Source organism: Paenibacillus sp. BIHB 4019 (assembly GCF_002741035.1).
Taxonomy (GTDB): Bacteria; Bacillota; Bacilli; order Paenibacillales; family Paenibacillaceae; genus Pristimantibacillus.
The window spans coordinates 4,106,592-4,118,734 of the sequence record NZ_CP016808.1; the positions used below are offsets into that span (position 1 = coordinate 4,106,592).

Annotated in this window: 8 protein-coding genes; all 8 read left to right on the top strand. The window is 51.1% G+C overall.

The window, feature by feature from the left end; genetic code table 11:
* The 8 genes from BBD42_RS17855 (at position 1) to BBD42_RS17890 (ending at position 12,137) form a co-directional block, all read left to right on the top strand.
* Positions 1–711 (top strand): amino acid ABC transporter permease, encoded by a 711-nt coding sequence (locus BBD42_RS17855; protein ID WP_099519253.1) that lies wholly within the window; start codon positions 1–3, stop codon positions 709–711.
* Positions 708–1,460 (top strand): amino acid ABC transporter ATP-binding protein, encoded by a 753-nt coding sequence (locus BBD42_RS17860; RefSeq protein WP_099519254.1) that lies wholly within the window; start codon positions 708–710, stop codon positions 1,458–1,460. The genes BBD42_RS17855 and BBD42_RS17860 overlap by 4 nt, the downstream gene beginning before the upstream one ends.
* Before the next feature lie 40 nt (positions 1,461–1,500).
* On the top strand, positions 1,501–2,517 hold the full coding sequence (locus BBD42_RS17865) for an LLM class flavin-dependent oxidoreductase (RefSeq protein ID WP_099519255.1): 1,017 nt from the start codon (positions 1,501–1,503) through the stop codon (positions 2,515–2,517).
* A 100-nt stretch (positions 2,518–2,617) separates the two neighbouring features.
* Entirely contained in the window at positions 2,618–3,793 is a 1,176-nt protein-coding gene (locus BBD42_RS17870; RefSeq protein ID WP_099519256.1) for an amidohydrolase, read from the top strand.
* 109 nt (positions 3,794–3,902) lie between these two features.
* Positions 3,903–4,436, top strand: a complete 534-nt coding sequence (locus tag BBD42_RS17875; RefSeq protein ID WP_099519257.1) for a GNAT family N-acetyltransferase — start codon at positions 3,903–3,905, stop codon at positions 4,434–4,436.
* 22 nt (positions 4,437–4,458) lie between these two features.
* Positions 4,459–5,790 (top strand): LLM class flavin-dependent oxidoreductase, encoded by a 1,332-nt coding sequence (locus BBD42_RS17880; protein ID WP_099519258.1) that lies wholly within the window; start codon positions 4,459–4,461, stop codon positions 5,788–5,790.
* Positions 5,791–6,294: 504 nt separating this feature from the next.
* Positions 6,295–8,106, top strand: coding sequence for a glycoside hydrolase family 2 protein (locus tag BBD42_RS17885; RefSeq protein ID WP_099519259.1), 1,812 nt, complete (start codon positions 6,295–6,297; stop codon positions 8,104–8,106).
* A gap of 1,004 nt (positions 8,107–9,110) precedes the next feature.
* The gene (locus tag BBD42_RS17890; protein WP_172455538.1) at positions 9,111–12,137 is read left to right on the top strand and encodes a hybrid sensor histidine kinase/response regulator; all 3,027 of its coding nucleotides are present in this window, start codon (positions 9,111–9,113) and stop codon (positions 12,135–12,137) included.
* Positions 12,138–12,143 lie beyond the last annotated feature (6 nt).

Here is a 12,143-nt window from a genome sequence, read left to right on the forward strand (position 1 = left end):
ATGTCACTAGACCCCGGATTTATATGGACGGCCTTTCTCAGCTTGTTCAAAGCGCTGCCGAATACGCTTTATATTACCATCGTCTCGGTGCTCGTCGGTTTCATTATTGGTACTGCGGTTGCCCTCATTCGGATTTATCGGATTCCCGTTTTATATTCGCTGGCTAGCGCTTATGTGCTATTCATTCGCGGCACGCCGATGCTTATGCATTTGCTGCTGATCTATTTCGGGCTTCCGATCCTCATCGATGGTTTGGCTAGCGCACTGGGACTTGGCTTTAATTCAACAGTCATTCCGTTAATCGGCTTTGCTTATATTTCATTCTCGATTACAGCAGGCGCCTACATGTCGGAGGTTGTGCGCGCAGGCATTCTAGCTGTGAACCGCGGACAGATGGAGGCTGCCTATTCCATTGGAATGACGACGCCGCAGGCGCTGCGCCGCATCGTACTGCCGCAGGCGCTCGCCGTCTGCTTGCCGAATTTATCCAACAATTTGATCGGCATGCTGCACGGCTCAACGCTTGCTTTTACCGTATCTGTCGTTGAAATTAACGCCCAGGCGCAAATTGTCGCGGCGACCAATTGGAAGTTTCTTGAGGCCTACCTTGCAGCTGCGATGCTGTTCTGGGGCATGACGATCTTAATTGAGCAGGCGACAGCTTGGCTGGAGCGCAGAATTAATAAATACAATCGAGGTGGCGTAGCATGATTGAACTGAAGCAAATTTCCAAGTCGTTCGGGAAAAATCAGGTGCTTCAATCCATCGATTTGACGGTGGAAAAAGGCGAGGTCGTTGTTATTTTGGGCCCAAGCGGTTCAGGCAAAACAACCTTGCTGCGCTGCATCAATTATTTGGAGAAGCCCGATAATGGGCAAATCCGCATTGGCGAATTCGAGCTGGACTTCAAGGCAGCGGGGAAGAAGGATATTCATAACCTGCGCCAGCGATCGGCAATGGTGTTCCAGCATTACAATTTATTCAAGCATAAGACGGCGCTGGAAAATGTAATGGAAGGGCTGCTCATTGTGCAGAAGCTGCCCAAGGATGAAGCAAGGCGGCGCAGCACGCAAATGCTCGAGAAGGTAGGGCTTGCGGCGAAGCTTGACGCCTACCCAAGCGAGCTGTCCGGCGGGCAGCAGCAGCGGGTAGGCATCGCCCGGGCGCTTGCGCTGAACCCGGAAGTGATTTTATTCGATGAGCCGACGTCGGCGCTTGACCCGGAGCTTGTGGGCGAGGTGCTTGACGTCATTCGCAAAATCGCTGGAGAAGGCATTACGATGATCGTCGTCACGCATGAAATGGGCTTCGCCCGCGATGTCGCAAACCATGTCGTCTTTATGGATGGCGGCGTCATCGTCGAGGAAGGCAAGCCGAGCGAGCTGTTCGGCAAGCCGAAGGAAGAGAGAACGAAGCAGTTTCTGAAGCGGATCGCGCCGGAACCTAGCTACAGCATATAAACGAGCGTTACGAGGCAAACGACGATGGGAGAGAATGAATATGGCGATTAAGCTTAGCATTTTAGACCAAAGCCCTGTTTTTCCAGGAAGCACCCCGGCAGAGGCTTTTCAAAATACACTTACACTGGTTAAAAAGGCGGAGCAGCTCGGCTACAAGCGCTTCTGGGTATCCGAGCATCATGATTCGGCGCAAGTTGCAGGCTCCTCCCCTGAGGTGCTGATCTCGTTTTTGCTTGCTCAGACGGAAAGTATCCGCATCGGCTCAGGCGGAATTATGCTTCAGCATTATAGCCCTTATAAAGTGGCGGAAAACTTTAATTTGCTGGCGACACTCGCTCCAGGCCGCGTAGATTTGGGCATCGGCCGCGCTCCGGGCGGGCTGCCGCGTTCCACGCAGGCTTTGCAGAAAGGCATTTCACAGGAGCAGTCCTTGCAGGATAAGCTGGTGGAATTAGAGCATTTTGTGCAAAATACGCTGCCCGCAGATCATGCGCTTGCTGGGCTGCAGGCATCCCCAGTGCCAGAGCAGCCGGCCGAGATTTTCGTGCTTGGCGCCAGCGTGGCTAGTGCGAAGCTGGCAGCGGAAGCGGGTTATCCGTATGTGTTTGCCCAATTTATTAATAGCGATGCAGCTGTTGCGGAAGAGGCGCTAACCGCCTATCATGCCGAGTTTCGCTCGGATAAAGGCAAGCAGCCGCAGGCGATTTTGGCACTGTCGCTCATTGCTGCAAATACCGATGAGGAAGCTGCGCAGCTGGCCTCTGACCATAAAAATGTCAAAATCCATTTGGAAAACGGCAAGACGCTGACGGTCGGAACCGTCGAACAGGCGGAAGAATTCGGCAGGCAATCGGGCCAGACCTATACCGTTGAAGTGAAGGAAGCGGAAATTACGAAAGGCTCGAAGGAGACCGTTCGGAGGCGGCTGCTGGAATGGCAGCAGAAGCATCACGTCAATGAATTTATCGTCACGACCGCGGTGAAGGATTTTGAAGCTAGAATTCGTTCCTATGAGCTGTTATCTGAGGCATTCGCTGAGCTTGCTGTAGAAAGCTAGACCATTTATCATATAGGCCGGTTACTGTGAAAAAAGAATAGCAGGGCAGTCAGCATGAATAGGCTGAAGTGAAAGCGCAAAGCGAAGGGAGGACTTTAGCATGGCAGATACACAGGCGGCTGAGAGGACGCAGCAGCTAGGCGCAAAGCTGATTGAAATACGGCGCCAGCTGCACCAGCATCCCGAATTATCAAATGAAGAGTTTGCTACAACGAAGGCGATTCAACAATGGCTCACGGAAGCGGGCATTCGCATCGTCGATTATGGACTGAAAACGGGTGTAGTTGCCGAAGTAGGCGGCAAACATAGCGGGCCTGTACTTGCTTTGCGGGCCGATATTGACGCGCTGCCGATTCAAGAGGAGACGGGGCTGCCTTATGCATCGCAAGAAACGGGAAAAATGCATGCTTGCGGGCATGATTATCATACCGCTTCGCTCATCGGTGCAGCCTTGCTGCTGAAGCAGCGCGAGGATACACTTTCGGGGACGGTGCGCCTTATTTTTCAACCATCGGAGGAAAAGGCGACGGGCGCGCAGGCGGTCATTGCAAGCGGAGCGCTTGAAGGTGTGCAAGCGATTTATGGAATTCATAATAAGCCGGATCTGCCCGTCGGGACGGTTGGGATTAAGCCGGGACCGATAATGGCGGCAGCCGATGGTTTTGTCGTTGAAGTGACAGGCAAGGGCAGCCATGCCGCTGTGCCAGAAGCAAGCATCGATCCGATTGTGACGGCGGCGCATATTGTGACGGCGCTGCAATCGATCGTCAGCCGCAATGTCAGCCCGCTGCTCAGCGCGGTCATTAGCGTGACGCGCATTCAAAGCGGCACTGCCTGGAATGTCATAGCGGAGAAGGCCGTCTTCGACGGGACGATTCGCACCTTTGACGAGCAGGTGAGGCAGCATGTGCTGGAGCGCTTCAAACAGGTGGCGGAAAATGTAGCGGCTGCGTTCGGCGCAACTGCGGCGGTACGCTGGATTAAAGGGCCGCCGGCGGTTCAAAATGACGCTGCTTTAGTAGAAGTCGCGATCGCAGCAGCTCACGATGCGCAGCTGAATGTCGTAGAGCCGCTTCCGTCATCTGCGGGCGAGGACTTTGCCTATTATCAGAAGCAAGTGCCGGGATTGTTTTTTTTCATGGGAACAGCGGGCCCGCAGGAATGGCATCATCCAGCTTTCGATATTGATGAGCAGGCGCTGCCGCTGACTGCTGCTTATTTTGCCAATCTCGCAAGCCGTTATTTGGAATCGTTCAGCAAAGCGAATGAACAATAAATGTAAGAAATAACTCAGGAGCGAGTAGACGTCGCCTTATAGATGTAGCGGTCAAAGCTCTTTTTCAACCTATAATTCCGATAAAAATCATGCGAAAGGTGTGTATAGTGTGGCGAAAATCAAAGTGGAAGTTCGGGATGCGGTGGCGGAAGACCGCGAGGCGATTTTGCGTATCGTCGTAGCTGCTTATTCGCAATACGAGGCTGTTATGTCACCAGCTCGCTGGTTAGATTATAAGGCGTCTATTATTCAATCGGTTGATAAGGAAGGTCCTCATTCGCGCATTATAGCCGAGGTTAATGGGGAAATCGTCGGCAGCGTGCTGCTGTTCACTTCTTCGGCGATCGCCTATGGGCGTCCAGAGCTAGGGATTGAGTCGCCTATTATCCGCTTGCTTGGAGTAGCGCCGGAGGCCCGCGGGCTTGGCGTTGCAACTGAGCTGATCAAGGAAAGCATTCGCCGCTCGCTCGCGCTAGGAGCTTCCACGCTGCATTTGCACACCTCGGATTTAATGGCATCGGCGATCAAGCTTTATGAGAAGCTTGGCTTTGAACGGGCGACGGACAAGGAAATGTACAATGGCGATGTTTTAGTGAAATGCTACAAGCTGCAGCTTCAGGAAACGGCATTATTGTCTTCATAAAAATCCGGAGGAGGAATCGGTTATGGCGAAGCGGAAAAAAATCAAATTAGGTGCGATTGTACATGGGGTTGGCGGTCACGTTGGGGCTTGGAGACATCAGGATGCGGTGACGGATGCCAGCGTTAATTTTGAATTTTATAAGCAGCAGGCGCAGAAGGCGGAAGCAGGCAAGTTCGATCTTGTATTTATTGCCGATGGTCTCTATATTACCGAGCATTCGCTGCCTCATTTCTTGAATCGCTTTGAGCCGCTGACGATCCTTTCCGCACTTGCGGCGGTCACGTCTAAGATTGGCTTGGTCGGCACACTGTCGACGTCCTATAGCGAGCCGTTCACCGTAGCGCGGCAGTTTGCTTCGCTCGATCATATTAGCGGCGGGCGCGGCGGCTGGAACGTCGTTACCTCTCCGCTTGAAGGCTCGGCGAAAAACTACAGCAAAGCGGATCATCCGACGCATCCGCAGCGCTACCGCATTGCGGAGGAATATTTGGAGGTAACGCGCGGCCTTTGGGATTCATGGGAAGACGATGCTTTTGTGCGAAATAAGGAGTCAGGCGTGTTTTTTGACCCGGAGAAGCTGCATCGCTTGAATCATAAAGGCGAGTTTTTCTCCGTACAAGGGCCGCTTAATATCGCCCGCTCGAAGCAGGGCCATCCGGTTGTATTTCAAGCGGGGTCCTCGGAGGATGGACGCAATTTGGCAGCGAAAAGCGCCGATGCGGTATTTACGGGGCATGAATCGTTGGAGGAAGCGAAAGCCTTTTATCTCGATGTGAAAACTAGAGCGGCAGCGTACGGCCGGTCGGCCGATGAAATTGGCATTTTCCCTGGCATTTCTCCAATTATCGGACGCACCCAGGAAGAAGCAGACCGCAAATACGAGGAGCTTGCCAGCCTCGTATCGATTGATAAGGCTCTGCAATTTTTGGGCCGGTTTTTCGAGCATTTCGACTTCTCCCAGTTTCCGCTTGATGAGCCGTTCCCGGACATTGGCGATCTCGGCAGCAACAGCTTCCGCAGCGGCACGGACAAAATCAAGAGCAAAGCTCGGGAGCACGGCTTGACGCTGCGCCAAGTCGCGCTCAGCGCAGCAACGCCGCGCACCGACTTTATTGGTACGCCGGAGAAAATCGCTGATTTAATTCAGCAGTGGCATGAGGAAGAGGGAGCGGACGGCTTCATTATCCATTCCTCCGTGCCTAAGGGGCTGGATGACTTCGTTGATCTAGTCGTGCCGATTTTGCAGGAGCGGGGCATCTACCGGACGGATTATGAGCATGATACGCTTCGCGGCAACCTGGAGCTGCCGATTCCTGAAAATCGCTATGCCGCAAAGGCGCTAAGCGAAGCTTAAAACCGTATTTGTGAAAAGTTGATAGGACAAGAAAGAATAGTAAATACGTTTGTATTATACACGAGTACCCGCATGCTGGACATTTTAAAAATGTTCACTTTATGGGACTCGTGTATTTGCTGTTTATACTGGATCATGTAACGCTCCCCGTGATGGCTTCCGTACACTAGAGGATCGTTTGGTAAAGCATGTGTGGGCCTTGCCGTTCCATGCAGGCTTATGCCTGATTCATTTATCATTATTAATGCCGGAAGGCCCACGATTTACGTATCGGTTAGAAAGCTGAATAGTAGCTGAAGCTCCGCTGAATGGCAGCTTAGCTTTTTAGAAAACAGCTCGTGAAGCTAGTCCCCCAGCTAAAGCAAGCACGCCTATGAAACGACCGTTTTTTTGGAGAGGGAGACTGCTTTTTCCGTTAATGAGGCACCTTGCAAAAAACGGAATTAGTGATAAAATAATAGCGTTTACAATAGGGGCGTTTAAGCCATATTGGGGAGGCAAAGCATGTCCAGATTATTTCAGACCAATACGATTCGAAAAGTTAGAGAGCTCGGCGGTATGTGGGATTTTGTTACGGTGCCGGATGGGGAAATCCAGCTGGAAGCATTGGAATATCGATATAAGCTAGCCGTTCCGGGCTGCTGGGAAACCCATCCGGAGCTGCTGACATACAGTGGCAGAGGCGTTTACCGCACGAAGGTGACCGTGGAAAAAAGAACGTCGCTTCGCCTTATTTTTAAAGGCGTCAGCCATACAGCCAATGTGTTTTTTGACGGGAAGCCGGTTGCTCGCCATTATAATGCGTATACGGCATTCGATGCCGTCATTCGCGATGTTGAAGCGGGCACACATGAGCTTGCCGTGCTCGTGGATAATTCTTTTAGCGAAGCGTCGTCGCTCCACGTTCCTAACGATTATTATACATACGGCGGAATTATTCGTCCTGTCATGCTGGAGGAAATTCAGGAGCTGTTTGTTGAGCGCCTATCATTTACCCCATTGAAAGGGTTAACTGCAAAATCAGAAACAAAAACAGAGATAGGAGCAGAAACAGGATCAGAAATGGAAGCCGAATCCGAATCGGAAGCAGGGCAGCAAAGTGTGGGAAGCTGGCAGGCAGATATTCGCGCTTGCATCCGTTATCCGGCGCTATCGAAGAAGCATACACAGGTGCAGCTGACTGCTAAGTTGACGGCATTAATTTCTGGACAGACGCTGGAGCTTGGCAGCGTAAGCTTGCAGCCGGGAGAGACGGCCACAGTAGGCGGCGTTTTCAGCATTGATCAGGTGCAGTCATGGTCACAGGAAAATCCGGCTTTGTATTTGCTGCAGGTTTTGCTGCAAATCGAAGGTCAAGCGGCGCCTGTCGATGATTTGGTGGAACGAGTAGGCTTCCGTACGGTTACGACGGAGCGTGGACGCATTCAGCTGAACGGCGAGGATATCGTACTTCAAGGATTTAATCGGCATGAGGATCATCCGCTGACAGGGTCATCATTCCCGCTGCCGCTCATGGCACAGGATTTGCAGCTGATGCTTGATATGGGTGCAAACGCGGTGCGAACGAGCCATTATCCGAATGATGAGCGGTTCCTCGATTTATGCGATGAGCACGGCGTGCTCATATGGGAAGAAAATCATGCCCGCGGCTTGTCGATTGAGCAAATGCGCAATCCGAATTTTATTTGGCAGTGCGAGCAGGTTAATCGCGAGATGGTGGAGCAGCATTATAATCATCCCTCGATTGTCATTTGGGCAATTCTGAATGAATGCGCCAGCGACTTGGAGGAAGGGCGGGTTCACTACAAACGGCAGCTGGAGCAAATTCGGGCACTGGACAGCAGCAGGCCGCTAACGTTTGCCTCCCATCACCGCGAGAAGGAAATTTGCTTTGACCTGGCGGACATTGTGTCTTGTAATTTGTATCCGGGCTGGTACGGCGATGAAGATCCAGGCGAGCTGTGCGATGCGGCGCGAGGCTGGGCCGATGCCGCAGGCGGTGCCGGCAAGCCGATGATTATGAGCGAGTTCGGCGGCGACGGCCATTATGGCTTGCGCGACCCGAACCGGGTACGCGGCACGGAGGAGCGCCAAGCGGATATTATTGAAGCGAATTTGCAGGCGTACACGTCGCGAGAGTACATGTCCGGCATGTTCATCTGGCAGTTTTGCGATTGCCGGGTAACAGAAGGCACGGGCTGGCTGCTCGCCCGCGCTGGTACGCAGAACAGCAAAGGCATTGTGGACCGCTATCGCAGGCCAAAGCTGGCGTATGAGGTTGTGAAGAAATATTTTCGCGGGAAAGCTAGCTTATAAGGCAAGCGAGGCTAGTAAATGAAAGAGATTTAACACAGGTTCGGAGACATCCAGCTAAATAGAATCACCATTAAAGCGATGGAGTTAAACGGCGTGCTGCCGTTTGTTCCATCGTTTTTTATGTGATAAGGCGTGTGCAAACGTAAGCGGGCCAGATGCTGGTTGATTTTAGCGTCAAACGTATTCCCGTCGCAGTTTCGCAACCGACTCCGGTATACTCCCTGCCGAATGATGGATGGACTTGGCGGACACAGCAGCCGCTAATTCAACAAAATCAAGGGTGTGGCACAGGACGCGGACTCAGGAGCAGCTAATGCGCTGCCAGCAGCCATTTTGAAGGGATAATGAGGACGATAACGGATTTCCTGTCCGCTTACGTCCTGAAATCGGAGCAAAAGCCAGAATAGCGGAACCTCAGTCCGCCAAAAAAAGAGGGAGCGTTCCCGAGCTGCGGTGTCTCAGCCACAGTGGTTTCAGTAACAGTAATCTCAGCAACGCACCTATGCGGTTGCCTCAGCCTTAACTCGTTAGATGAGATTTGTCTCAAAAAGCGCTAAGTAAACACTAGGCAATCAGCAGCAGGCCAACTTTGGTTTGCATACACATCCTAGACAAATACTTAGTTAGGTTGTTTGGCTTCATTTTTTCATTTTTCAAGCGCGTTTTAAGTGATTGTTAAGAGGGGTTTATTATATTGAAGGTATAGCCGCGAAAATGTAGAGAAATCGCTAACTTGAAATTTAAATTGGGCGTTTGAAGCTTTTTGGGCAGCGTCTATGTTTTACGAGTCTGTCCTCCATACCGTTTGCCCTCACCAATTTAGGGGCAGGCGGGATTTTATCGTTGTACAAGCTGCAATCAGCGTCGGCGGATGCTTTAAAGGATAGACAGGGCAATTCGAGAATGAGAAAATAAAGGAAGCACAGCCTTAAATAAATATGAACGCTATGAAGTTAACCTATGACCGTAAAAATAAACGATTATCGCAAGCAAGGGGGGCGAAGGTGCGCCACATCAGAACAGATCGCTTTCTACTGGGACTTGGCATCATGACGCTGCTCCTCGTACTCGTTTTATTGCAGCAAATAATAGGCGGCCGCGAGATGATTACGGCGAAGCAGGGCATTTTAACTTTGCCTGGCGTGGAATGGCTGGATAAGCGAGTCGTTTCCTTGGATGGGGAGTGGGCGTTTTATCCGAATCAGCTGTTGTCGCCAGAGGAAATTAGACAAGCAAAGGCGAGGCCCGTTTTCATTCATGTGCCAGGCAACTGGAACGAAGCGCAGCATAAGAATGGCGACATAATGACTGGGAAAGGCTATGGAACGTACCGGCTGCTTGTGCGAAATGTGCCGCCGAATGAGCCGCTGGCGATAGCCAAGCGATATGTTCGTTTTTCCGATGCAATGTATGTCAATGGACAGCTGCTTGGGCGATCTGGCCAGCCAGGGAGTTCTGTTGAAACCTACCAACCGCGCAATGTGCCTTATACGGTGTATTTTCACTCGGAGGGTACGGAGGTTGAAATTGTACTGCAAGTGGCTAATTTCGATTTTCATAGCGGCGGTATTAACGGGGCCATTGATCTGGGCCTTAGTCAGCATATCGAAGCGAGAACGATTCTGCAGTCTGGGCTTGAGTTATTAACGATAGGCATTGTCCTGATTTTGGGGCTTTTGTTTTTTTATTTGTACGTTCGTCTGCATCGAGATGGGCTTCAATTGCTGTATGGGCTGTTCTTTATTGGTTTCGCACTCATTGTATTTACAAATGGGGAGCGGCTGCTGCTGCAGTTTTTTCCAGAAATGCCCTTCGAGGCTGCTTTCAAGCTGAAGTACATCGCGGTGTATAGCGTACCTGCTATTGTATTTGTTATTGTATCGCGAATTGCAGCAAGGCTAATGATTCGGAGATGGCTGCAGGCTGCAAGTGCTTTATTAGCTCTATATGTGACTTTGGTTGTGCTACTGCCGTTTCACATGTATTCGTATGCTCAAGACAGTATTTATTTAGTTATTCTGTTTACCTATGTAGCGGCCTCTGTCATGCTCCTGTCCCAGTATGTGCGGGGAGAATATGGGAGCATCACTAAAGCGCAGTTTCAATTGCTAATTACATGCGTATGGATGATGCTTATCAACAGCGTGCTGGCGATCGTGGTGGTATGGAACCCGCTAAGCCAAATTTTGCTGAATGGAGCGACTTTGCTGCTTCTCGGTGCTTTTGCCATGCTGATCGTTTATCAATATGTCGGCGCTTATGATTCCATGCGAAAGCTTGCTCATCAATTGCAGCTGGCAGATAAGGCCAAGGATGAGTTTTTACTGCTAACCTCCCATGAGTTGAACTCGCCGCTGCACAGCATCCTTCATTTATCGAAATCGCTTCTGGGGTCGCCGCTGCGCCAGACGGACGAGATTGGCATACGTGAGAAGCTGCAGCTCATACGCAATACAGCCCACCGAATGTCGAATCACGTAAATGATTTGATCGACATGTCACGCTTTAAAGAAGGCAGCATGAAGCTGGAAATGGGAATGGTTGACCTCGTGTCCTCCATCTCAGTCGTTGTTGAGGTGCTTGGCTTTCTAGCTAATGGAAAAGGGATTGTCCTGATGCGGGAAATCGAGCCCGAAGCCCGCTATATTATGGCCGACGAGAGCAGGCTGCAGCAGGTGCTATATAGCATCGTTTATCATATGATTGGCCAGCGGAGCCATAGGGAGCTTATATTCGAGTGTTTAAAGCAGGATGAAAACGTGCGAATCATTCTAAGGTACAAGCCTCGCTTAGCGGAGCCAATAGGCGCTAGGATGGAGGAGGCTTTTTCTGCAAAGGAGCCAAGCAGCGTTGCGGCGGGATTGTCTTTTGCCCCGGAGCTTGTCCGCCTAATGGGTGGGACGCTTCTCATTCATGATGCGGAGGAATACATTCAAATCGAACTGAAATCTGCAAAAATGGTAGATGGGGAGGCCCTTTCAGAGGTTGCCGCTGCCCGAGCCAAACATGAATGGCATGGGGAACGCAGCCAAAGTGCAGCTTCGGCAGTGGTACTTATTGCTACCGCTGATCTCGCAGATATGGAGCATTTGAGTACATTGCTTTCTACAGAAGGCTTTCAGATGATGTTCGCGGGCTCCGATACGGAGGCGCAAAAGCTTCTGGAGCGGCAGCGGCAGCCAGATTTGGTTATTGTGGATGCGCTGCTTCCGCCTGCAACAGGCTATGCGCTGTGCAAACGAATTCGAAATGACTTTACCCAAGCCGAGCTTCCGGTATTATTTATTAATATGCGCAGCACGCCCGCGGATGTTGAGGCATGTATGAGAGCGGGTGGAAATGATTTTATTACGCGTCCGCTCGATGCGGGAGAAATTCTCGTACGCGTACATACGCTGCTTGGGATGAAACGGCTGGTCAAGGAAGCAGCGAGCAATGAAATGGCGTTTCTGCGATCGCAGATCAAGCCGCATTTTTTGTATAATGCCTTGGGCACGATTATGTCATTATGCTTTACAGATGGCCCGAGGGCAGGCGAGCTGCTGGGCAGCTTCAGCCGTTATTTGCGCATTCTTTTTCATCTGGATAATTCAGAGGAAACGATTCCGCTCAGCAAAGAAATGGAGCTTGTCCGGGCTTATGTAGAAATTGAACGGGAGCGATTTGGCAGCCGGCTTCAAGTGGAATTTGATGTAGATGACACGCTCAATTCCTGCAAAATTATGCCGCTTCTCATTGAGCCGCTGGTGGAAAATGCGATTCGCCATGGGGTGTCCAAAAAAATAAGCGGGGGAACCGTTCGCCTGTCGATTCAAAGGCTTGAAGAAATGGTGCAGGTTGTAGTCGAGGACGATGGCGTTGGCATGCCACAGCAGCAGGCACAAGCCTTATGGAATAAAAGGACTGGAGGGCATGGTATCGGATTGCAAAATGTACAGCGGCGGCTGAAGCATCTGAGTGGACAAGAGCCTTCCATTAGCAGCGAGCCGGGAGCAGGTACAAAGGTAACGATAATGTTTCCATTCCAGTAGTTGAAG